This is a genomic window from Orbus sasakiae, from assembly GCF_039542345.1.
Taxonomy (GTDB): domain Bacteria; phylum Pseudomonadota; class Gammaproteobacteria; order Enterobacterales; family Orbaceae; genus Orbus; species Orbus sasakiae.
In genome coordinates this window covers 993883-1018256 of the sequence record NZ_BAABHY010000001.1, presented here as the reverse complement: position 1 = coordinate 1018256, position 24374 = coordinate 993883, and the positions used below count along the sequence as shown (strand labels likewise).

The following is a 24374-nucleotide window of genomic DNA, read 5'->3' as shown; positions in this document are numbered from 1 at the left end:
TGAAATGAGAATTAAATAGTTGGGTAATTTTTAAGCGGCATTGAACTCATAAGGCATGACAAACTCAGTTCCAATTGCATCTAGATAATCGGCCCACCACTGGACCATTTGGATACGTTCATTAATTAGTCCTGATTTATGAGTGTAAGCCGCCCTAACCTTATTACGTTCTTGATGGCTCATTTGCCTTTCAATTGCATCAGTACTCCATAAACCAGATTCAACTAATGCACTACAAGCCATTGTCCTAAATCCATGTCCACAAAGTTCCGTTTTTGTATCATATCCCATACTGCGTAGTGCTTGGTTAACCGTATTTTCGCTCATTGGTTTATATGAGCTGTGATCACTAATAAAAATTAATTCGTGATCTCCACTAATCTCATAGAGTTGTTTTAAAATATCCATTGATTGTTGACTAAGTGGTACTTTATGAGTAGTTTGCATTTTTGAACCACGATAAGAATATCTAACCCCATCAATCGCCTCCCTATCTTCTGGTATAGTCCATTCCTTACTCTCAAAATCAATTTCTGACCATCTAGCAAACCGCAATTCACTGGAGCGAATAAAGGTTAATAATGTTAGTTTTATTGCCAATTTGGTAATTAACCGACCATTATAGTTATCAATACGATTAAGTAGTTCAGGAATCTGATTAAATTCTAAGGCTGGGCGATGAACAGTTTTCTTTTTTGTTATACATCCTGTTAAATCTTGTGCTGGGTTATAGTTAATATATCCATTTTGTACAGCATAACGCATAATTGCATTTGTCCTTTGCTGTAATCTTGATGCTAACTCTGTCTTATCCTGTTCTTCAACAAGTCTTATTGGTTTCAATAATTCTTGTGTAGTTAAAGATGCAATATGTTGATTACCAATATATGGGATTAAATTGGTTTCTATGGTTTTTAATACTCTAATTCGATGAGGTTCAGACCATTGACGATTGCTATCACACCATTTTCTAGCAATCGTTGCAAAATTGAAATCACCGTTTTGTTCAGATCTTTTCTTTTCATGCAAAGCTTTAGGGTCATGCCCTAAGATTATTTCCTTTTTGACTTTATCACGTAACTGACGAGCTTCTAATAATGTTATTAATGGATATTTTCCTAATGATAGAATGCACTCCTTATTTTTGAATCTATATCTAACATTCCATAGTTTAGAACCATTTGGATTAATAACAATAACTAGACCATCACCATCATTTAATCTATATTTTTTATCTTTTGGTTTGGCTGATTTTATTTTTGAGTCATTTAAAGGCATAGTAATTCCTCCCTAATTGAATAAGGCTATAAATTCTGGACATAAAAAAGCCACTGTTGAATTAGTGGCTTAGTGATAAGGTTAAAAAATTATTTGTTTAGTTGGCTTGTGCAGAAATCCAAGCTTCAACATCTTTTAAACGCCATCTTGATGAACGACCTAGCTTTATAGGCTTAGGAAAGCGTTCTTGTTGTATTAACGAATAAAACCATTTATCCGTCATTTGTGTAAGCTCAGTGATGTACTTCATATCAACCAAGAAATCAGGGTGATGAATAGCTAAAGGTAAATCTTTTTGATGTGACATGATAATTCTCCAATTTATGCAATTTTAATGTTTTGTCATAAGTTAGAGAGTGCAGTAATTTTTTATTGGAAATAACTGATAACCAACTAATCTTCCTTATCTATATTGTCTTTTACTACCTTGATAATTAAAGCTAGTATCTCTAGTATCACTGTTGATGACATGATAGAACTCCTTCGTTAATATTTATAAGCAAGGCATAATGCTTGTTTCTTTAAATGAGATATAACACTGATGACCAATAACAATATGGTCTAATACTGAAATATCGACAGTTGAGAGTGCTTGCGTAATACATTGTGTAATTCTTTTATCTGCATCACTAGGCGTAGGTATTCCTGATGGATGATTATGGGCTAGTATTAACGCATTAGCATTGTGATTGAGAGCCTGTTTTACAATCTCCCTTGGATAGTGATAGTGCCCTGAAAAAGCACCTCATGGCTAATTAGCTGATTTTGTGTATTTAAGAACAATACAATAAACTGTTCTCGTTCTTCATGTTCACATAACAGCCTTAGATAATTCACCACTAGCTGAGGGTTACTAAACGAATGAGAATAGGTTTTTAGCTTAGATTCAAGTACTTTTAAAGCTCGATTAACTAATCGCTGCTCTTGGACTGTATATTCCATATAACCTCCTTAAACTAAATGGTGTATACAACCAGATGATATAGACTTAAAATTTTATCTAATTCAATTTCAATTCTTTCTTGGTCGTCCTCGACCACTAGGTTTAGGTACTTTGCTCAAACCATATTTATACTTATCCTCAATGCCTTCTTTCTGCTCATCTTTAGCCATATAAGATAAAACATAGCTAACTCTTTTTAATGCGTCTTTGTCATTGTGCTTTAGTATGCCTAGAGCGTTATATTTATAGCTTTTCTTGTTCTTATTGCAATCATACGTATAGCCTTTTTTATTTAGAATCTCTAGCCATAAAGAATTGATTTTTTCATAGATAGGGTAGTACTTTTGAATCTTCTGTCCATTAGCAAAAAAGAATGTATGAAAGTGAATATTATCAGTCTTACTAACCTCCATTACCCAAACAAATCCAACCAAGTGCTCAATGCATTCAAATAGTTTAGTGGTGAGTGCCTTTATATCATTACAAGCTTGTTGAATAGTCTTATTGCATTGCTTGTTATCATCTAAAGAGTAATGTAAATCAATTCTTAGCGGTAACATTTTAGAATAGACTTTTGTTAACTTTCTTAAATGCTCATCCATTTGATAATAAATAAAGTGATTACTTGTTAATCTAGGTTTTGTTGTCATTTGGATCTCCTAGTTATGTGTTTATAAACTAGAAGATAAAAAATGCAGTAATGAATTACAGAATGATTAAATTGTCTCTATTCTTACTATGTATATTTCTTATAAATCTTAGGTAGTATTGAATGGTTATATTGGTATTTATCATTAACACTAGGATCACATTTACTTCATGTACTCTTCTATATAAATAATATTAATTAACCTAAATTCCCTTTGTGAAAGATATTTATAATTAAGTAGTGGATTAGCTATCAAAAATCACAATAAAGATATAAAGTGACATTTAATTCACTTGATTTATAATAACTTTATTAAATAGTGCTGCGCAAAAGATAAGGGTGAAATAACGATTTAATCGTATTATATGAGAGGAAAAAATGGTATTTAAAGATAAGAAAAGAGTAACTGTAAATTTTAAAAATGAAGAGCTCTATCAAAAATTGGTTGCAATATCGAAAGCTCAAAACAAATCTATGTCAAGTTGTATAGAGTCAATCATTATGGATAATTTATACAGTTTTCCTACAACAAAAATAATGACCTCTCTGATATCTACATATTTTTTACCTATAAAACTAGTCGATAAAGAAAAAGCCAATATAAAAATAATGATAAAACAGTTTTATAGAGATATCACTGTTGAGATAAAAACAAACTCATTAAAACCCGAACATGTTCAAAAAAAAGTAAAAAAAGAAATTTTTGAAAAAGGTGAATTTATAGATTTCATACAATCAATCTATAATTTCTCTCCTCACTTTTATACTATTATTATTACAGGAATGAATATTAGACAGGAAAAAAAACCTTCTAGTTGCTATTTCATCAAAGTAAATTTTGTAATTATACTTTTTGATAACTCATTATCAATACTAGAAGAAACGCAATTGAATCACCTTCAACATCTTAATTTCTGTTCAATTACATGTAAAAAGGATTTTGAGTATAAAGCAGAAAAAAATTTTCAGAATAAATACTCTGACTGGATTGAGCTACCTTTTCATTTCAATATAATGAAAAATGGACATACCAAGGAAAAGAGCCGTTACTACATTAAATTAAGTGAAAAAAAGAAAAAAATTGAGAATTATAGTGCAAAAGACCCTAATTTTTACTTAATAAACACCACAAAAAAAATAAAAATAGAAAATCCAGAGCTACCCCACAAATATGAAGATATAACAATCCCTATACTTATTAATTATATTGGTATTCCTTATATACCTTTTTTACTATCAAAATAAATTAGCGGGAGCTAACAACCCCGATTAATAAAAAATTTAAACCAGATTGAATCTGACAGATATCTGTTTTTATAAATATCTGCCAGATTAGGTTTGAACTAGTACAAGTTAGTACATTTTATCTATAATAGTTTTTACCATTTAGTTGACCATTTTTATAGTTTTCTTCTAATACTAAATTTCCGTCATGATCATAAGTTTTTTGTACTCCATCTAATCTACCATTTTTGTAGTTATATTCAGTTCTTCCATTAAATCCATAAGCAGTTTGTTCACCTTCTTTTTTTCCATTTTCATAGTATTGTAAGAGCTTTATGCTTCCATCATCGTAGTAAGCTTTTTGGATTCCCTCCTGTTTTCCATCTTCATAATTTCCCTCAAATACTATTTGACCATATGTATTCTTTCTTATAGCTTTTCCAGTAAAAGGGTCTTTTTCATTAATCAAATATAATACACCTTTTCTCATTTGTAGCTGATCAGTGCTAACGGTTTTTTCTTGATTGCAAGAAAATAAAATAAAACTAAATAAAATTAAAATAAGAGTTCGAATTTTCATAATTTTCTCTTTGTTATCCTTTTGCTAAAAAATAAACTACATCAGTTACCATAATAACGTAATAACGAAAGTAACAATCCATACCCAAAAATAAGCTTGATTTTGTTTAAGGAACTTAGCTCTCTGGAAGAGGTACACAGGCACTAACCATACCCAACCTTTAAATTTTGATGTATCGTTACCTGATTTTTTTAAGATATTTTCATCAACTATGCTTAGTAAAATATTTACTATGATTGCTATCCACCAAAACTCACCATTGTAATAAGCATTCAACATGCGATATTCATTACCTTTATATTGGAATGCAAGTATTATCATGACAATAAATACGCTAATTATTGGAGCAAATGCCAATAACCAAACAACAGTATTGTTTACATTTTTACCAGTTAATGGTGGTGGAGCCATGGTTGAAAGATGTTCTTTTAGTTCAGAGTCTTCTAAATTAATCCAATCGGGATAATTACTTCTCCATACTACATTTCCATAACCGATCACATTTGTTTTAATTAACGCAATCATACCGTTTTCAGATACGGGACCTATTCTTTTACCTGATAATTCATAAAACCACTGTTTGTTTTCTAAATTGTCCAAAATCATGTTCCTTATTAAAATTAAGTAATTAGTAAATAATAAAAAAAATAAAATATGCTATCTATTTTTTGCAACTATAAAAAAGACAATCACAGCTAAGATAGGATCAATTATGAAACTTAAAGCAGTCCAAGTAATGAAACTTCGACCGGCAGCTTTTGCTATCATTCCAACAAAGATACAAAAAGCAAGATATATTACTAGGATAATCATTTGTATTTCCTTATAGATATTAAATTTTTATATTCAAAAAGTTATTTCGGAATTATCAATAAACCGATTATCTTTGTCATATCGTTTGTGTCGATCATTTTTCTTTAATTGATCGGTTAAAGCGATCAAAATGATTTTGATCATTTATTGGTGGTTTTTATGAGGAAAGTTGTCACTGTATAGCGTGAGATTTTTGATTTTTAATTGCAATAGATTTAGTGGTGCTAATAGGGGTATTACAAAGATGGGAGTAATTCTGGAACCAACAAAACATCAGTTTAAAAATAGTTATTATTTTTCAATAAATTAACTGTTTTTATTGAGTCCGACCTCAGGCACCATCACCTACTCTATCAAGCTCAACAGAAATCAACAAAACCTTTATTTTCAAGCATTCAAGAGATTGGTTTGTCTACTGATGACTATGGGATTCAACCTATATCAAATTGAATTGTGGGTAAAAAATGGGTAAAAGCGATTCGATTTAGTTTTTACCCACAATATTGTACTTAATTTAGATAAGAGAATGGGTTTATTGGGATAACTTGTTGAATTTTGATTGTCACAAGTAATATATAAGTAATCTGCACTACTAACATTGAAAGTTAATATATTATTTAAGTAGATATTATTCATATTAATGACAATCAAATTCCCGAAGCACCTGTCGTTTTCGATTTACTTAAATTTATATTTAAGGGGTGATTGACTTCAGTTGAATTGGGTTGATAAGTAAATGGTGTGTGAGCGTGAATGTTTTAAGGTAAATTAATCATTAAAAATCAATAAATTAACTATTTTTAATGTTTGTTTTTTCCACAATTTCGCCCACAGTTGGAGTTGTTTTGAATTAACTCAAATGAACCAATTAAACTACCAGTTCAGTTCCTTATACAACACTAATCATTACATTAAAACGCTTCTTTTAAAAGTTAAAATTTAGTTTGTGAACTACAGTAATTAAGGTTGAAAACACTAAAATGGGAATCGAAGATACAGCTTTAAGCATCGGAATTATTGGGTTGGAGGATTTGAGACAGAGAAATTTATCCGTGTTTATATCCATAGTGGGATTAGTTAGGTTTTAGCTTATTACAATCAATTTTATCCGCTATAACGGTTATTAATGAAAATCATTCTATTATTTCCAAAAAGTTGGTATGCTGTCGCTGTGGCATTTTTAGTTCTAAGCCATTTATTTATTTATAAATTTTTACCCACTTCAATCTTTGCCAAATCTATCGTTATGTAATTAAAATGATCTCTATAAATAATCCAACATATTGATAATATTTGTTAAAAAAAATAATTCATCATTTTAATTACCGATATCCACAAACAACAAGCTTCTCAAATATAGGACAGCCATTCATACAGACAGATTTGTGATTACATCCACTACATTGATCCGAACTAAAATATCGACGAAAAGAACGCATATTTTGAGACTTCGTCCAGATATCTAAAAATGATGTTTTATCATCCAGTTTATCTCCCTCAATCAGCCCACTTTGAAACGAACAAGGATAAACCTTTAGATCTTCAGATACATAAACAGAAAATCGGCCAGCATCGCAAGCATCTACCATTACTGTACTAGCATTTGTTCTTGCAAACACAGCGCTAACACAACACGCGTCAAATCCAACCTTCAGCTTTTTTTGAGGTGACGTTGCCAAATTAAAAAACTCATCCAATCTTGAACTATTTCTCAACATTTTTCTTTCAAAGATTTTTCTACCAGATGGTTTGTAATTTAGGAAAATAATAGCATTAATTCCTGAAAGAAATTCAGGTGGTTCACTAAGCCAATTTATTGCAGTACCAATACTATCCGCATCCAAAATGAAGTGTATATTGACCTTAATTCCTTTTTTAACTAACTGAGCTATAGTATCGGCTGTTTCAACATAAGGAGGATACGCAGAAACCGCTACCGCACCGCAATACTTTCGCGTCGCTTCAAGAATTTCCTCACTTAAGCCACGACCATTAGTAGTGTAGTTTGGCACAATTCCCTTACCTACAGTATATTCAAGAATTTCCATAAAATTTGGGTGCTGATTAGGATTCCCTCCCCCTAAAGCCACTTGAAATGTTCCCATTGAAGCCGCTTGATCAATTACATTTTTATAGTCGCTGAATGCCATATGTTGGCCGAGAGTAGTAGATGACTTATAGCAAAAAGCACATCCTTTATCACACCAATTTGTAATAGAAATATCCATCAACTCTGGCCCATGAGGAGACCAGAAAGGCTCCCGTCTCCCTTTATCAGGAAACCGTGCAAAAAAGCCGGTATCTGGGTTAAAAAGAGATGTATACCCTAATCTGTTGTATCGAATTATTTTTAGCATAAACTACCAACCGTTATCGTAAGCATTAATGTAGAAATCTTCTGACTCAATCTCAAATATAGCCATGCACAGAAACGACTCAGCAAGAGCTCCATCGCTGTTCAGCGTTGATGTAACGACTTTCTTGCCTTGTTCAATCGCATCTTTCATCTTCTCAATAACATCGGGAGTGAATGAATGTGTATCCACAAGCCTATCGACAGCTTCTTTTGTCGTGACTAAATCCCCACTGCAATAAATCGCATGATTGATCTCATGATACATTTGGCAAAATAAATCGCCAACAGGACCATTTTTGTCGACTCCAACCGCTTTGAAAAAAGCTTCTTCACTCAACTCTTCATCTGAGATGTATACAAACGATGTAGATGAGCTGTTCGAAACGAAATCAAATTTGATTTTCACTCTACGCCTCTTCTAATTTTTTAATGCATTCCAGTACTGTATCTAACTTGTTATCCTCGTACAAATCATTGACAATCTGTGGTAGCCAAGTTACTACAAACACTTGGTTTACGTCTAACTCCTCATCACTTAAAGTTTCCCCATATCGAATTTCCAGATACTCGGATAGACTCGTATACTCGACGGAATAATATCTCTTGAACTCATCTTTAACGTCAATGGATGTGACAAACAATGCATCATAGACGCTCCCTAAAAATTGCTCGCCAATCCCTCCATGAGAAACACCTAAAGCTGCAAGAAATGTATTCCGGTCTGGTTCCCATGACGTAGGAAGAATCAATTCAATTTCATCTATCATAGTTCCTCTCGATCTTTTGATATTTCTTTTAAGCAAGCTTGTACTTTTTTAGATACCGCGCTTTTACAAAGCTCGATAGTATCGATAATTATCGGTGTAAGCTGAAACTTATCGAAATAATTAAGTGTAATCTCTCTTTCATTCCAACGAGCATATGGTACAAGATATAGAACAAAAGCTAACATAAAAGAGCCTAACCCCAGTTTTTGGTCTTCTTTTAACTCGTTAAACTCAAGAAGAAAACCACTAATATTCCCTCTCCAATCACTCTCAAAATATCTGGAAAACATCAAGTCAAAGAATTGCTCAGCACTTTCATCATCCAATTTGTTAACATGATTAAGCAAAATTCGAATATTAAAATGCTCCGAATCCTCTCTTTTTTTAAGCAAGAACCAAGCGATACGCTGGATGTCATGCCGATCAGTACTATCTCTTAATATAGTCTCAATTCGAACAACATCTTCGTGCGTTTGAATATTTGCCGATAAAAGTGAAAGATTATTCAAATAATGCTCAATAAAATCAGGAGAAGACTCGCAGATAGTTAAAATCTTTTCATTTTTATGTTTACGCGCAAGAACATAGGCGTACCGAAAAAATCCTTCATAAATAGGCCTGTCAGAAATTTTTTCAAAGATCATATCAACTTTTTCTGGATTCGATTGTGTAAACTCAATAACTATATAGTAAGCTAATAAAAAATCCCTCAACTCATCATATGTAAATGAAATATTTTCAATTCCCAATGATGCAAGCCCAGTGGACGGCACTTCTCTACGAAGAATAATATCCTCCCCTATTAATCGTTCAAGAATTTGCCGTTCGTTATCATCAAATCCATCAAGAGCTATCTGCGAAAAATTTTCCTCATCCAACATGCGAGAACAAATTTTATAAAGAGACTTTAAAACTTTTTGCTTTAAAGATGTAGGAAACTCTTCAACTTTCATCACTAGATATTTTTCAAAGATATCACCTTTGTAAATATTCGCTATACATCCAATATTTTTGCCTTTATGAATTTCGGAGAAAATTCGCAATAAGATAAGATCGTTTTTTAAAAACTCCGTTGCATTTTTGGAAAGACTCACTTGGATTTGAAAATAAGTCAGGTAAGCATTTAATAGACGAGACTTGTTGGTGTCTGACATCTCGCCACGAAGATCTCTCACACGATACAGATGAGCGGAGAATTGTGGTTCAAATACTCCAGCAAACTTATGATCAAAAAATTCATTCCTACAGGTTATTACAATCTTTAAGAAATCATACTGACATAAAGCTTCGAGAAAAACTCTGAGCTCTGAAACAAACCCATCTAAATCGCCAACTTCATTTATTCCGTCAATGGCTATTACAAATGGTTTTTGGCATTCCTTAGCTACATTATCTAACAGTGTAAATAGTGCATGAAGATTAGCAACATCAGGTGCAAACCGGTTATTTGTAATGTACGATAAAATCCGGTTGGGGCTTGGATAATCATTTAATAAGCGCGCAGGAATGAAGATTGTTGGAATCTCAAATGCCTTATATTGATTTTCGACTAAGTCACAAACAAAGTTTGTTTTTCCTTGTCCAGCCATTCCTGTCACTAAAAAAATCTTGACTTGGGTAAGTCTAATTTTCTTGGAGATGTCCTTAAGTAAACGCAATACCCCGCTTCCATTTGATTGAACTGCATGCTGAAATACATCCCAGTAACCACTCAAGTTGGCATTCGGCACAAATCGCTCAGCACGATCAACATCCCAAGAGAACAGAGAAATAGGCCCTTTGATAGCTTCAAGTGCAGTGTTTTGCTTGATCAGCCGTTCCCGAAGCTCAAGCAGGCTATTTGGAACCTCTAATGTGCTTATTTCATGCCAATTCTCTGCAATAGGTTCAACTTTGACCATAGCTAAAAGCTTATTGAGATGGGCTAGGTCGACTCGTTGTATGTCGTCATCGATCTTCCTGTAAAAAAACATAGGATTTGCAAAATATCGCATATCCTCTTTTGTCTCTGAAGTTTCTACAAAAACTGAAGAAATATATTTTTTTGCTAGTTTTTCATCCTCTATCTTCTGTTGGCTAACACTAAGAAATTCATCCAAATTGTTCCGAAATTGAAGATTTGCATCTACCTTTTTAAACTCTGCTTCGAGGTGAGCATTGATTTGCCGGAGTTGTTCATCAGAAAGTCCTTTAAACATCTTCGCTAAATCTTTAAAATCAAGAATGTTATGTGAAGGGTCGAATTCAATTGACAGATTAGCCACTGTTTCTGTTAGTTTCTCGGAAATATATGATTTCTGCCTCTCCGTGATTACATACACGTAAAGGCAATCAAAATTATCCCCAAGGCTGTGAGACTCAAATTTCTCTAATGTTTCACATACTTTGTTACTTGAAGAATCAGAAGTGATCTGGATAGATATCCTACTAGTTTTACACCCTAAATCAACGGCTGGAAAATTCATTTTGATACGATTTTGATTACACAAGTCGGGGCTATTAAAAGTTATCGCAAAAATGGGGATAAAAAAGTCCTCTGCGACAGTATTGATGTCAAATAATCCCATAGCATTCGCGGTCTTCACCCCGTGAGCAAAACGTCCCAGAAGAGTACTTGATCTTTGCAGCAGCTCTAGTTTCGTCATAATTTAATTATTAACCCCAATTAACTAACTGATATGCACCTCTTATATTATAACTTATTCTGCAACAATTAAATTGCTTTTCATAAGGCTAGTAAATTGCAATTAACAAAGTCGATAGAGGTGGCTTTTATCAACTTTTTTGGCGAGTAGCAATCCCACGAGTAACCATCGTGCAGATTCATAATCTCGACTCTACGATACTATTAATTCATGCTATAAAAATTCTATGATTTTTCATTCTCAGCATAATCATCTAATACAGTGTAATCCTCCTATTTCTAACATTAGCTAAAAGTAGAAGTTATTACCTACTATCTATGCACACAAGGTGGTAAAAAATCATTCGCCTTTTGAGGTCTTTCGTTATTGTATATCCACAACCAATCCGTTGCCAGTTTTTGCGCATACTCTATGTCATTAAACAAGTGGCAGGATCATAATTCATGTACATACTGTACGGTTAAAACGTTTAATATAAGCATGTACTAGCTCAAACTCGAGCTGACAGTTAATATTTTTGTATAGGTGCCAGTCAGATTAAGTCGAACCAATAAAAATTAAATGACTATTCACTAAGAGTAAAATTAACAATCTTTTTAGAAAATATCTCGCGGAATTTACATACAACAAAATCAAAAAAATTAAATCACCAATAAATAACCCTATAAACCTTCTCTGAAAATTTATAGGGCTGATAATTGAATAACTGAAATTAGGTCTGTTTTTGATAAACTATTATCAATGATTGTTACGGACTGATTTAATTAAAAAAATAATCACAAATCCAAATTACCACAGAATAGATAATCCATCTTACGATGAAATTAACTTTTATTGACTTAAAAATTGACTGAAGAATTAACCCAATAATGAGAATAGCAAAAATAAAGCTCCATGAAGCATTAGTCAAAAATTCAAACATATTATTCCTTATATATTTAACCAAAAAAATTAGCCTGACACCCTAAGATGCCAAGCTAATAACCATGCAAAAAAATGAAAAGCTTATTACCGTGATAAGCCGTTACCAACTTTTCCCTTGATTTTTTCTAGCCTTTTCTTCATTTTCTTTCTGTGATTTATAATAATGCTGAGCTTGAGCCATTAGGGATTTGTACTCTTTATCATCCCCTCGACCTTTAGCATCCATTGCCTGTGCGTAATAACTATCACCTGCTTTCTTGTCTTTTTCAGCTCTTTGTTTAAACATGTCTGATTGATTCTCATATACTGCCATAATTACTCCTTATTTCTGTTGTTTTGCTTTTCTGCATAGTCTTTTGCTTGTTGATACATCTTACTCATTCCATTACCAATATTTTTCATTCCTTCTTTAGGATCGTCCATAAATCGGCGAATACGTGAAACAATGAAAATAATAAGGCATATCACTACAACCCCACCTATAACATAATGCATAATTAGTCATCCTTTAAAAGATTGTTTAATAACTAGTATATGGTTAAACCAAACTGGAAAATTTAGATTAATCATATAGATAAAATCAGTCTTGAATTTACTGAAATGTCCATGAACCAAGATTTGTATCCACTTGAATCTCAACACCGCCACAATCGTCATAATATTCATAAGTAGCCGTTTTACCGAATTTAAGCGGATACGAAATATTAGCTCTATTCAATTTATTCTTTTTCGCTCCAAGCGCATCTCGACAGTTACCTTTATCTACCGTTACTTTTTGTATCACTAAGTCATTATTTAGACTGGTTATATTGACAGTTAACCATCTGACATGAAATCTCCCACTGCTTTCAGTCTTATATCCTGTGGATACCTTTACAGGTATATCATCAGCATAAGCATTCACCATAAAAGCTAAAGCTCCTATAGCGACTAACGATTTAATTGATATCATGTTGTCTTTCCTTAATAAAATTGATAAAACGTTTCGTTAATGTGATTGATTAATATTTTATTTAAATAGCTTTCATCGATCAAATATATTACATTGATCGGGTTATCCGATCAATGTAATATTTTAAGAAATTATAAAAAGATAAATTGGGTGTTTATGAAGGGTTGTTCAACGTTGTCGCAAGCTAGCTTTTCAAAGGCTTGGCTAGAATAGCATTGCCTAAAATAACAAACCGGTTACTGAAAAACTGGCAATATTAGTAAAAAATAACAAGTCAGTGTGATTCTGACTTGTTATTTTTTAATTAAAATCTTCATCACTTAATGCGCCTAATATCTTCGCTAAACTGGATTGCTTATCAATTAGCACATAAAGTAATGACTCTCGGTCGCTTGCATCTTCCGTATTCAATGCTGCACGAGTAATCGCAATACATTGAATAATTAGCTCTTCTGGCTGAGTCGTTAAATAGGTGGATAAATCTTTCATGATTACACCACCTTTATTAGCCAAAAATGAAGTTTGCAAAACAACAAGACACATATCTGTTCTTTACTAACCACGATATTACCTCGAATAATATGTTGGCTAGATACTACACTTTACGCGCAATGGAAGTAACATGAGTGCTGACCTTTCATTTCTTTTGAACGCGCTAAAGCCATATCTAACTCTGTGATGACGTTGTCTGTCACATCCATCTCCTCAATCGTTCCCTCACCACTAGTGTAGTTTTCCCAATACGCTTCTGCTGCCATAACAATCAAAGCATCATACTGATACTTTTCTAGGTAGAATAATGCACTAATATAACTTGCATTATTTTGTGAGTGATTGAGTACCCACGAATAACCTTGAATATATTCACGCTTAAGTAAACGCGTCATTAACAACTCAATTGCATCACTGTGAGCAAGCTTAGCCCAATGAAAATCAATTCTAAGTTGAGAAAGGTGTTGGTATTTATGGTGATTGGCTTGTAAGGATATAGGTGCATTTGACATGATAATTCTCCTGATGAATAAATTTGGGGTTACTTCTCATCAGAAGGGTTGTTGTTGTAAAAAAGTGAATTAATCCTGATTAAAGCGCCTTTACGTCATGAAACACAATATTCTTCAGGGATATTCTTGCCATCATAGCTTTCAATAAAAGACTCACCTGTATGATAAACATATCCGCATGAAGCAAATGTACCACCCTGCTCTAAAGCAATATCATGACCGTAACGCTCATAATCAAAGTAGTTCATCAAGTTACCTAGCTCTTTTGTGCTGTAACATCCACTTTCATCTATCCAGTAATAACCTAAGTCATATTCATCTTTCACATCCCATAAGCACTGAAAGCAATCTAAATTATCGGGCAGATTGATTAGGTCAGCCAGAGACTGAACATACTCACCAATATAAATAATCGCCTCATAAAGCTCGATTTCAACATTAGTGAGCTCTTCTAGTTGGTATGCCAGATAATTAAGTTCATTAAGATTACTGTACTGTGAAATATAGCTTGAAACGCCATCAACGGTGGACTCATAATCGGTTAGAAAATACTCTTCGTAATTTACACCATCAATACCAATACGTTTAAGGCAATTAGCAAGCTCTTCTTGCGAAGTGGGTAAAGAGAGCCACTCACCAACGAGCTCTCCTTCGTTATATCGACCTAAGTTGGTAATAAACACGGAAATTACCCCTAAATCTGGGGATACAGATTTAGGGCATAAAGCTTCCACTGGCAATGTTTGCATAAACATCTCCTACAAAATAAATGTGATTGATTAATATTGAATTAAATATAATGAAATATGATTGAAGATAATAAAGATGGGTTATGCGACTTTAAACTCATAAGGCATAATAAAACCATCCTTAATCGTATCAAGATAATCTGCCCACCATTGAAGCATTTTAATACGCTCACTAATGTGCTCGGCTTTATGAATATAAGCAGCACGAACACCATTACGCTCTTGATGACTCATCTGCCTCTCTATTGCATCACGAGACCATAGATTAGACTCAACTAATGCACTACATGCCATTGTTCTAAAACCATGACCACAGACTTCAGTTTTTGTGTTGTATCCCATTTTTCTTAATGCATGATTAATGGTGTTTTCGCTCATTGGTTTAAATGGATTGTGATCACCAATAAACACCAGATCATAATGACCGCTGATTGCGTGAAGCTGCTTTAAGACTTCAATTGCTTGTGTACTTAATGGTACAAGATGAGACGTCTTCATTTTAGAGCCACGATAGGAATACCTTGTATCTGGTATTTCTTCTCGCTGTGCAGGAATAGTCCAAATCTTCTTGTCAAAATCAATTTCAGACCAGCGAGCTAAACGAAGCTCACTAGATCTAATGAAAATTAACAATGAAAGTTTTAACGCAAGTTTAGTAATAATCCTACATTTATAATTATCAATTCTTTGTAACAATGTGGGAATCTGCTCTAACTCTAACGCGGGTCGATGAACCACTTTCTGTTTCATCACACACCCCATTAAATCCTGAGCAGGATTATAGTCAATTAATCCTTGTTGCACGGCATAACGCATTATTGAATGAATACGTTGTTGTAACCGTGATGCAAGCTCTGTTTTTCCTTGACCTTCTACATTTCTTATTGGAATAAGTAGTGATTTAGTTGTTAACTGTGATATTTCTTTTGCTCCAATAATTGGAAACAAATTTAACTCCAAAGTTCTAAATACTCGGTGACGATGAGGTTCAGACCATTTCAATTGACTTTTACACCATTTTTTAGCAATAACTTCAAAAGTAAGAGTTTCTTGATTATCTAATTGTTCATGTTTCACCTTTGGGTTCAATCCTTCTGAGAGTATTTTTTTAGCCTTATCTTTAGCTAAACGAGCATCTGACAATGATACCGTTGGATATATTCCTAAAGATAAAATATTTTCCTTGTTGTTAAAACGATATCTTAGATGCCAATATTTAGAACCATTAGGATGAATTGTTAAAGATAATCCCCCACCATCAGATAAACGATATTGTTTATCTCTAGGTTTTGCTGATTTAATTTTAAATTCAGATAATGCCATAATTAATATTCCTTAATGAGATAATAATTTGATTAATTCAGATAGAAACGAATTGTTATTCCCATAAGTGAGGGATTACATGTAAAAAATTAATTTAGGGAATGGTTCAATAAAAAAGGAGATAGTTTTAATGGCTATCTCCTGTGGCTTCGTTCTAGTTCTTAAATGAACTGATTAATCTTTATTTTCTAACACCGCAATAATCACTGACAAAGCCAAAATAATTGCCTTATCCATAATTCGATACCTCTCTATTCGTTGATAATCACTAATGCTTAATTAACACAATTAAGCACCTTACAGATGAATACAGTTTCATATTCATTAAGATAATATATATCTCAACTATTTTTCATTGTGTCTGGGCTAGTTAGTTATCAACTTAATAAGAATATAGCTATCAATCACTATTCTAAAAATTACAACCAAAGTCCTTAGTTTGATAATCAAAATTCAATTAGAGGACAACATGATGAAAATGATGACTGAAGCAACAGAAGATAAACTTATCGATATGAAATATATTTCAGCTTATACAGGCATGACAGATAAATGGTTCTATGCACTTATCAAACAAGGTAGATTCCCTAAACCCATCAAATTAGGGCGAACCTCAAGATGGAAGCTAAGCGAGCTACTGCGATGGATAGAAGAGCAGGAACAAGCATCTAATCGGTGATTGACCTTTGAACTTATTTCAAAATTAAACAGTGTAGAGCTAATCTACACTGCAATTTTATTTTTATTGCATCCTAGGTCTACCTCGACCACTTGGCTCTGGTACATAACTTACACCTAACACCCCTCTCATATCACCAAAGATTTCTTTCTGCTCTTGCTTAGCTAAATAGCTAATCGCATAGTTGAAGTTACTGCGCTGTTTATCATTGTGGTAATCTAGAGGTTTAAGACCTTTAACGGTATAGTTTGCTTTATTGCGGTTACAATCATGAACATTACCTTGATTAAGGGTAATAAAATCCCAATACTCTTCCGCTTTTTGATATATCGGATAGTAGCTACGTTGGAGCTGAGCATTAAGATAAAGCACGGTATGAAAATGAATACCATGTTGCTGAGTGTATTCAACTACCCAAGCATAACCAACAATCGTGCCATTACTAATTAAATACTCCATCAATTTACAAATATCACAAGTACTGTAGTCGTTGTTGCGTTGATGCCATCTTGGGCTATGACTTCGATAAGAGAAATCTAATCGAATAGGTAATAGCTTTGAATATTTATTTGATAATTGGTTTAAATGATTTTTTAACACCCCCATCAGGTAAGGGGCAATTTGATAATTTTCATTAGACATTTTTCTCTCCATATAAATCTGGTTGGGTTTCTTGTTCATAGGGAGAGGTCATGTTGTAAAAAAATAAATAATAAGTTTTGGTTGATATGGGGAAATAGTTTATGAGGGTAATAACTGAGTCATAATATAAAGATTGGATGGTTTAGATAGGATGATTTGAAATAGATAGGATTAGTATTCTTTATATATTAATAATACTAATTAACCTTAATTCAAATTAATTTTATTTTCTATAACAGTGAGTATTTGGCATTAAAACTGTTTTTACCTACATAATTACAGTGATTATGATATAATTAGTAATACATGATTATTACATGAAATACTAATTAAATTAGCATAATTTAATCACAGGAAATGCATGAATGGAAAGTTACAATGATTTGACGCAAGATAGAAGAATAGCAATTTGTTGTTTAAATAACCTCAGAAACGAGGCTGGTGTAAATAAATACTTTTTAGATTTATCACTTGATCAAATGAGAACCATAATCATTTGCGCATTAAACAAACCTAATGCGCAATGCAATTACGCATCACTTAAAATGAATTTGATTTCCCTAACCAACACACGCATATTAGACTGGATTAAAACAGATAAAAATGCTTGTTATTATCTATATCTAAGAATGCGAATGGTAAGTGACATTAACCTATTAATGTCTCAAATGACATCTACTTTCCCAATAAATCACGAACGTAGATATGAACTCATCCTTAGTGTTTTAGATGCATTTAATACAGCTTACAAAATTAATTATGAGTATTATATAGTTAAACAAAGAGAGGAATGGTTAACCACTATACAAGAAAAGAATCCTTTTATTTGGTTAAAAAAAATTGATGAGGAGACTGCAAAATATATACTGGAAGACCATATGAAAAAAATACCTAATTACTGCAAGGAGGAATCATTACTTAATAGATTTTTTGATATAAAACCACAAACTCACGAGGAGCGATGTTTAGCTATTATTGCAATATTCAATTCTTGGGAAGTTCCAAGTGATACAAAAAAATTATTTTTGCTCAACTTAAAAAGAAGCATCAGTATAATTAATTTTAGGAAAAGACAGAAAAAGAATCATCGGATTGCCTTTCAAACATACATTTCACAAACTACGAAAAATAAATTAAAAGAATTAGCCCACAGCAAAGAACTACCCATTAATAGTTATTTAGAATCTTTAATTGATAGGATATATAGTGAAAGAAAAACAAAATAAGTTTAATTTCAAATCACAAAATTTTATTTGTACTTGCATTGATAACAGATATATTCAAACAAACATTACATTTTTTAAATGCTATTTTGAATGAGGGTAAAAATGCGAGTAAAAAACCAATTCAATTAAACCTATCTAATTGAATTATATAGTATAAATCCGCCTCATTGAGCCCGACCTCAGGCACCATCACCTATTCTATCAAGCTCAACCAAAGTCAATAAAACCTTTATTTTCAGCCTCAACAGAACAGGTTATCGATAGGCGCTTAGATAAGCTGATTAAATACGACAGAAAGTAGTCAACTCTTTTTTAAACCTTTAAAAATGCAATTACTGTCGACACTCATTTGCACCCATATGTTAGCAATCGTTAAAAACGGCTAACATCCATTTACACCGTATGAAGCAGGCTTTCATTCATTTTTTAATTTTATAAACAAATAAGCTGAAAATAAAACTTAAGCTTAACGGTGTAATTAACTTTTCTTCTGTTTAAATAACCAATCACGAACGCTACTTAATTTATAAGCATAATCAAATGAATACATATGTTCCGCACCGTTTTTTAGGTCTGTTCCTTCCGGAATGACGGTACCCTTATCGAATTGAACAAAATTAATGTGATAACCTTGATTAATTAAGGTCTCAACTTTTTGATCTTGCTCAAGTTGGGGCAATCGAGCTGAAAATGAGGTTAAACCATATATGATGCCATGTTGACTCAACATTTTACCGACTTGTTGCATCCCTTTAGACGCTTTTTCATCACCAGCCGAAACGATATAAAAAAATGTCGCATCAGTAAGCGGGCTTAATACATTAATATCCCATTGGCTTCCAACAAAAATGGAAGCAGCGAAAAGATTGGGATGCGTAGCGTTCAAATAAAATGAGATCATCCCCCCCATTGATTGACCTGTGGTATAAATGCGATCTTGGTCTATAGAATAGGTATTAATGATATTATTGAGCAAGCGATAAGCGATTTCGACTTCCTCACTTGTCTGCCAATCATCATTAACAGGCCACTGTGGACCTTCGAATGATGGCACTAATACAAAACTTGGATTTTGTGCTTGGCTCTCATCAGTTGCCCAGATAATGCCACCATAACCTTGTTTTAATGGTGCTTCAATTCCTTTACCAACTGTACTCGCATCGGCAATGAATTGTACTAAAGGATAGTGTTTGTTTTGATCATAATTCTTTGGAATATAGAGATTATAATTCATTTCACGACCGGTAACCTCATCTTTATAAACAAGTTTTTTGAACTTTGGTGCAACTTCATCACGTAGTGCTAAAAGGGCTAAATCGTAAGATTTATCAGCTCCTCCATAACTAGTGTCCCATGGTGTTACTTGTTGTTGTGACGTGTCTGTTGCTATGGCGTTTATATTTTTTTTGTTATCAGGTTGACATGAAACTAAAAATGTCAATACGATGCCAAATCCTGACAATTTTTTAAAATCAATATTCATTTGTTTATTCCTGTTATAATAATAAAAATATCATAACATGCCCCCACAAATAAAAATCATTTTTGACATTGATTTTACACATTAAAATCACACTATTTAAGATGATAACTCTTCAATAGGCAGAAATAAGTTATCTTTTTAATATTTCCCCTTGTTGTCGCAAAATTTTTACTTAGTTGTTGAATTAAATAAAAAAATACACGACTAATTCAGTAAAACAATAAAACCTTCGATCATTTAATTAAATAACATACCGTCAATTATTTAGTTAACTTGCCGCCACCATAACTCGTTAGGTAACGGTTTTTTAATGTTGAAAACTTGACCTATTTTAGGTGTTGCTAGGCTAATGTCATTGTATGGTTTCACGATTTCAAGTAAACGTTCAATGGGTTCTTTCCAACTATGATTGGCTAAATCAAATTTACCCCAATGAATCGGGAGTATTTTATGAACACCAATATCGTTTATTGCTTGCAAAGTTTGTTCTGGAAATTCATGTATCGATGCCCAATCTTTATCATATGCACCATTTTCTATCATTGCAAAGTCAAATGGGCCATATTTTTTAATTCGCTCAGCATAATGTGTACCATAACCGCTATCAGCGCTAAAATAGAGAGATAAATCTGGGGATTTAACAACGTACCCACCCCAAAGCGTTGGGTTATCTTGATTCAAACGTCGTCCGCTAAAATGCCTTGCAGGTACAAATGTCAATGTCACATTATCAATATGAATGTGTTCATCCCAATCGAGTTCAACAATTTTTTGATTTTCTATCCCCCAGTGTTGTAAGTGCCCTTTTACGCCGAGTGGTGCAACAAATAATTCGGTTTTTTTATCTAGCTTTTGTATTGCTTTGTAATCTAAATGATCATAGTGATCGTGCGAAATTAACACTGCATCTATTTGAGGAAGTTCATCGATAGTTGGCTTATGAGTCATATTAAACGCGTTACCTGTAAATGGCACTGGTGAGGCGTTGTAAAAAACAGGATCTGTAATAAATATTTTATTTTCCGTTTTAAATAGTACCGTTGAGTGACCAAACCAAACGAAATCATTGTTAATTAATGTTGATGGTTCTAGCATCAAGGTTGGCAATGGTTGATTCGGGTTTTTACCTTTAGGAGGGGTAAAATATGACCCGATCCATTTTAATAAAGAACCGTCTTCATCGGAAGTCAGTTTTACTGTGGGTTCGATATTATTAAACTGCTGACCATCAAACGCTTTCGATTGATGTATTCTCGTTAAACTTTGTTCATCAGGAGATCCACCAAATACTGGATGGAAATGTAGAAAAAGATAGACGCCAATACTTAATATAATAAAAATAATGATAGCCCATTTGATTATAGAGATAAAAATATGCATATTTTCTCAACTTATTTTTGGTTAGATTCAAATTAAACTTACTATATAGTGTTTATTTAAAAGGATAAATTAGGGGTTAATTTATAGAATAGTGAATTTTATTCACGAATAAAAACATGACACTTTTGACAGCAGTACCAAACACGTAATCATAGTCAGCTATGATAATGACTTCATCGCTTTATGATAATACCGATAAAACGAATACAGAATTAGTCTGAAGTTATTAATACAGAAATGTTTGATAATTTATGATACTTAAAATATTTTGGTTTTAAATATTACAATCTATTCAGCTAAAATAAGTGATTGCATAGCTGAATAGAATAATAAAAATTTATGTTCAAATGACCACGTTATTTATTAAGCTCTTTTACTTTTAACCAGTTTGATAAATGCGCTGCTACTTTGTCATTATTTAAATCTTGCATAATAAAATGCGTATTACCTTTAATTCCAACTTCGGGTAAATGTATAACTTGTACATCTCCGCCATGTTTATTGACAATATCAGCCCATTGCTTAGCTAACGCTAAACGAATACGCCACTGATCTTCTCCTTGAATATTAGATGGCCTATCAGAAATATTGTCACCAAAATAGATGATAATTGGTATATGCGTTAATTTATTAAAATCCATTTTATTAACTTGATTTGGTGTTATGTCACCAAATGCACTTTCAATCGTGTCAGGAACCTCACCTTCCGGGAATGGAAAATTACCGGGTTCAATAGCAACAATTGCTTTGACTTTTTCCGGTGCTTTAATTGCCGTCAGCCAACCTACACTTCCCCCTTGAGAATGCGTGATCAAAATACCATTACCAATACGATCGAATAACGCTTTAAGACTATCAGAAATCACCCCCTCATCAAACGGACCGGTATTTGGAGTCATCTGTCTAAAAAATTGATTTAAACTAGCGGCATCTTTTGGAAAAGCAACGCCGTCAAAAAATTTAGGGTATTCACCCATTCGAAATTGTGCAAACCAAAATTGATCATCTGGCGTTGCTGAAATCACACTATCTACCGTTGAGCGTCCTGACCAACCTCGTCGTGGTTGATCAACCAAATAGACAGCATAATTTTTGCGTAAAAAAAGATTATTCCACCCCTCCCGTCCATCAGGTGTTGTTTGCCAACTTCGCATTGATTGGCCTGCACCATGTAAAAAAACTAATGGCAATGCTTTAGCATTCGTTGGAATCTGATAGGAAACCGTTGCATGATCACCATGTAGTGTTTGCCCACCATTTTGGATATTTGCGTTAAAAACATCCATAAAACGATTGTTTGTATTTTCTTTAGTCATATCTGGACGTGGGTTATAGTTACCGTCACTCGTCTTCACTATGCCGCCAACAGCAAAGCTACCTTGCTGCTCAATCATTAAAGGAGTTGCGATAGCTTGATGCGTATAACTAAACGCTAATGCAAATAAAGTATAAAGTATCTTGTTTTTCATTTATTTATCCTATTATGTGTTTCATCAATGTTGATGGGCGCTAATCTTTGTTTTACAGTCTGTTCAACGGCTAATGAGCCGATATCACCGTTAACCCAACGATTAGGACACTTTGTATTTGTTCCATGTAATCTCTATGTACATCTATGGGGTTATGCCGTGCCACACCATACGTAAATTTTGTGATTGCTCGGGGGTAATCACGCTAGCAATTTGAAGCAGACCTTCTTCAGTTAACCCAAGTTGTTTTAATAACAGTAAATGAGAGCGCAACTGTGCATTGACACTGTCACCTAGCCCAATTAAGCTACCGATGGTTACCAGTTCTCGATCGATGTCACCTAAATTATCACGGCTAAATTGATACCCAAAGAGTTGTGCTTTGATGGCGTAATCAACCGCGGGGGCAAAATCAAAAATAGCCGATGTCGTTGCCCTATTGGTTAATGCGGCCAACTTTTGTTCACCCAGTTGATAGTAATCAACAGGCCCTAACTCTGTTGCAAGATTGCCTTGAGGATCAACAACACCTTGTTTAAAACGATCTTCAAGCACTGACTTTAGCATCATCACGCCATTTAGTGTTTTTGGTGCTCCAATATAAGAAAATTGATGTGATACAGCTTCTTTAAGTTCATTGACCGTTAAGCCCGCATGTAACGCTTGTTCAATTGCTGTTTTTTCGGCTAATGAATCACCTTGTGTAATGGCAATGGCTAATGGCACAATGGTTAATTGTTTACGCGTAAATTGACGTTCAGATATTTTATTAACCGGCACAGCTTGTGATGTTTTTTTGGGTTGGGCCTTTTCATACCACGTAACCTCATTATTATCAACTGGGCTCATGGCAATATGTGTCATTGCGGTAAATTCACCTGCACCATGCCAATGTTTGACATGTGGTGCAATCCATATCACATCGCCTTTGGTCATCATTTGAATCGGTTTATCCCATTCTTGAAAACGCCCTGTTCCATCTGTCACAATTAAATATTGCCCTTGGCTATGAGAATGCCAATTGGTAAAGCTATTGGGTTTAAAATAAACGATAGCTGGCGCAATATCGCCGTTACTTGGCATAGCAGGAAAACGAGAAAATGAAGCGTCACCTGTAAAATTGTTGTTATCTACTGATTGTAGAATAAGCCTATTTTTAGCAGTATATTGCGTCGTTATGGTCTCTGCCATTGTGAATGATGAAACAATCATTAAAGGCAATAACAGCAAACGATGACTGATTTTATTCATTATTTTTTCACCTAATCGCCACCAGCGAATAGACTCG

24 protein-coding genes and 1 pseudogene are annotated in these 24374 nt (G+C 33.4%); 3 read left to right on the top strand and 22 right to left on the bottom strand.

Translation table 11 applies throughout. The annotated features are described in order from the left end of the window. Window positions 1-30: 30 nt before the first annotated feature. The 4 genes and pseudogenes from ABEA36_RS04485 to ABEA36_RS04470 all read right to left on the bottom strand — a co-directional run bounded on the left by ABEA36_RS04485 (window position 31) and on the right by ABEA36_RS04470 (window position 2871). Window positions 31-1278, bottom strand: a complete 1248-nt coding sequence (locus tag ABEA36_RS04485) for a tyrosine-type recombinase/integrase (RefSeq protein ID WP_345489235.1) — start codon at window positions 1276-1278, stop codon at window positions 31-33. Window positions 1279-1375: 97 nt separating this feature from the next. After that, window positions 1376-1585: a helix-turn-helix transcriptional regulator gene (locus tag ABEA36_RS04480; RefSeq protein ID WP_345489234.1), complete on the bottom strand. Its 210-nt coding sequence runs from the start codon at window positions 1583-1585 to the stop codon at window positions 1376-1378. Window positions 1586-1771: 186 nt separating this feature from the next. Next, a pseudogene (locus ABEA36_RS04475) lies at window positions 1772-2115 on the bottom strand (JAB domain-containing protein). Window positions 2116-2289: 174 nt separating this feature from the next. Beyond that, complete coding sequence (locus tag ABEA36_RS04470) at window positions 2290-2871, bottom strand: YagK/YfjJ domain-containing protein (protein ID WP_345489232.1); 582 nt, start codon at window positions 2869-2871, stop codon at window positions 2290-2292. Window positions 2872-3248: 377 nt separating this feature from the next. On the opposite strand from ABEA36_RS04470, the gene ABEA36_RS04465 reads away from it, so the two are divergent. Continuing rightward, entirely contained in the window at window positions 3249-4115 is an 867-nt protein-coding gene (locus tag ABEA36_RS04465; protein WP_345489230.1) for a hypothetical protein, read from the top strand. A 118-nt stretch (window positions 4116-4233) separates the two neighbouring features. Here the strand turns inward: ABEA36_RS04465 and ABEA36_RS04460 are convergent, their stop codons facing one another. The 13 genes from ABEA36_RS04460 to ABEA36_RS04395 all read right to left on the bottom strand — a co-directional run bounded on the left by ABEA36_RS04460 (window position 4234) and on the right by ABEA36_RS04395 (window position 16207). Continuing rightward, window positions 4234-4674: a toxin-antitoxin system YwqK family antitoxin gene (locus ABEA36_RS04460; protein WP_345489228.1), complete on the bottom strand. Its 441-nt coding sequence runs from the start codon at window positions 4672-4674 to the stop codon at window positions 4234-4236. Window positions 4675-4719: 45 nt separating this feature from the next. Next, the gene (locus tag ABEA36_RS04455) at window positions 4720-5274 is read right to left on the bottom strand and encodes a GYF domain-containing protein (protein ID WP_345489226.1); all 555 of its coding nucleotides are present in this window, start codon (window positions 5272-5274) and stop codon (window positions 4720-4722) included. Window positions 5275-6809: 1535 nt separating this feature from the next. Continuing rightward, window positions 6810-7715 carry a radical SAM/SPASM domain-containing protein gene (locus ABEA36_RS04450; RefSeq protein ID WP_345489223.1) on the bottom strand — a complete coding sequence of 302 codons (906 nt, stop codon included), beginning with the start codon at window positions 7713-7715 and terminating at the stop codon, window positions 6810-6812. 132 nt (window positions 7716-7847) lie between these two features. Then, window positions 7848-8249, bottom strand: a complete 402-nt coding sequence (locus ABEA36_RS04445) for a hypothetical protein (protein ID WP_345489219.1) — start codon at window positions 8247-8249, stop codon at window positions 7848-7850. A 1-nt stretch (window position 8250) separates the two neighbouring features. Then, window positions 8251-8610: a hypothetical protein gene (locus ABEA36_RS04440; RefSeq protein WP_345489217.1), complete on the bottom strand. Its 360-nt coding sequence runs from the start codon at window positions 8608-8610 to the stop codon at window positions 8251-8253. After that, window positions 8607-11255 (bottom strand): SMEK domain-containing protein, encoded by a 2649-nt coding sequence (locus tag ABEA36_RS04435; protein WP_345489215.1) that lies wholly within the window; start codon window positions 11253-11255, stop codon window positions 8607-8609. The genes ABEA36_RS04440 and ABEA36_RS04435 overlap by 4 nt, the downstream gene beginning before the upstream one ends. 1024 nt (window positions 11256-12279) lie before the next feature. Then, window positions 12280-12492 carry a hypothetical protein gene (locus ABEA36_RS04425; protein WP_345489213.1) on the bottom strand — a complete coding sequence of 71 codons (213 nt, stop codon included), beginning with the start codon at window positions 12490-12492 and terminating at the stop codon, window positions 12280-12282. A 2-nt stretch (window positions 12493-12494) separates the two neighbouring features. Then, window positions 12495-12647 carry a hypothetical protein gene (locus ABEA36_RS04420; protein ID WP_345489211.1) on the bottom strand — a complete coding sequence of 51 codons (153 nt, stop codon included), beginning with the start codon at window positions 12645-12647 and terminating at the stop codon, window positions 12495-12497. 124 nt (window positions 12648-12771) lie between these two features. Continuing rightward, entirely contained in the window at window positions 12772-13131 is a 360-nt protein-coding gene (locus ABEA36_RS04415) for a hypothetical protein (RefSeq protein WP_345489209.1), read from the bottom strand. 300 nt (window positions 13132-13431) lie between these two features. Next, window positions 13432-13620 carry a hypothetical protein gene (locus ABEA36_RS04410; RefSeq protein WP_345489207.1) on the bottom strand — a complete coding sequence of 63 codons (189 nt, stop codon included), beginning with the start codon at window positions 13618-13620 and terminating at the stop codon, window positions 13432-13434. Window positions 13621-13733: 113 nt separating this feature from the next. After that, entirely contained in the window at window positions 13734-14135 is a 402-nt protein-coding gene (locus ABEA36_RS04405) for a hypothetical protein (RefSeq protein WP_345489205.1), read from the bottom strand. Window positions 14136-14230: 95 nt separating this feature from the next. Next, complete coding sequence (locus tag ABEA36_RS04400; RefSeq protein ID WP_345489203.1) at window positions 14231-14884, bottom strand: antirestriction protein ArdA; 654 nt, start codon at window positions 14882-14884, stop codon at window positions 14231-14233. Between the two features lie 81 nt (window positions 14885-14965). Next, window positions 14966-16207 carry a tyrosine-type recombinase/integrase gene (locus ABEA36_RS04395; RefSeq protein WP_345489201.1) on the bottom strand — a complete coding sequence of 414 codons (1242 nt, stop codon included), beginning with the start codon at window positions 16205-16207 and terminating at the stop codon, window positions 14966-14968. 472 nt (window positions 16208-16679) lie between these two features. Here ABEA36_RS04395 and ABEA36_RS04390 point away from each other — a divergent pair, with 472 nt between their 5' ends. Beyond that, a complete protein-coding gene (locus ABEA36_RS04390) occupies window positions 16680-16886 on the top strand; it encodes a helix-turn-helix transcriptional regulator (protein WP_345489199.1) in 207 nt (68 codons plus the stop codon). Window positions 16887-16949: 63 nt separating this feature from the next. Here ABEA36_RS04390 and ABEA36_RS04385 read toward each other — a convergent pair whose 3' ends face one another. Then, window positions 16950-17528, bottom strand: a complete 579-nt coding sequence (locus tag ABEA36_RS04385) for a YagK/YfjJ domain-containing protein (protein WP_345489197.1) — start codon at window positions 17526-17528, stop codon at window positions 16950-16952. Between the two features lie 365 nt (window positions 17529-17893). Here ABEA36_RS04385 and ABEA36_RS04380 point away from each other — a divergent pair, with 365 nt between their 5' ends. Beyond that, complete coding sequence (locus ABEA36_RS04380; RefSeq protein ID WP_345489195.1) at window positions 17894-18754, top strand: hypothetical protein; 861 nt, start codon at window positions 17894-17896, stop codon at window positions 18752-18754. 478 nt (window positions 18755-19232) lie between these two features. Here the strand turns inward: ABEA36_RS04380 and ABEA36_RS04375 are convergent, their stop codons facing one another. The 4 genes from ABEA36_RS04375 to ABEA36_RS04360 form a co-directional block, all read right to left on the bottom strand. After that, window positions 19233-20237, bottom strand: coding sequence for a carboxylesterase family protein (locus ABEA36_RS04375; protein WP_345489193.1), 1005 nt, complete (start codon window positions 20235-20237; stop codon window positions 19233-19235). A gap of 264 nt (window positions 20238-20501) precedes the next feature. Then, window positions 20502-21617 (bottom strand): MBL fold metallo-hydrolase, encoded by a 1116-nt coding sequence (locus tag ABEA36_RS04370; RefSeq protein WP_345489191.1) that lies wholly within the window; start codon window positions 21615-21617, stop codon window positions 20502-20504. A 356-nt stretch (window positions 21618-21973) separates the two neighbouring features. Beyond that, window positions 21974-23086, bottom strand: a complete 1113-nt coding sequence (locus ABEA36_RS04365) for an alpha/beta hydrolase (protein WP_345489189.1) — start codon at window positions 23084-23086, stop codon at window positions 21974-21976. 144 nt (window positions 23087-23230) lie between these two features. Continuing rightward, window positions 23231-24337 (bottom strand): cupin domain-containing protein, encoded by a 1107-nt coding sequence (locus ABEA36_RS04360; protein WP_345489187.1) that lies wholly within the window; start codon window positions 24335-24337, stop codon window positions 23231-23233. Between the last annotated feature and the right edge of the window lie 37 nt (window positions 24338-24374).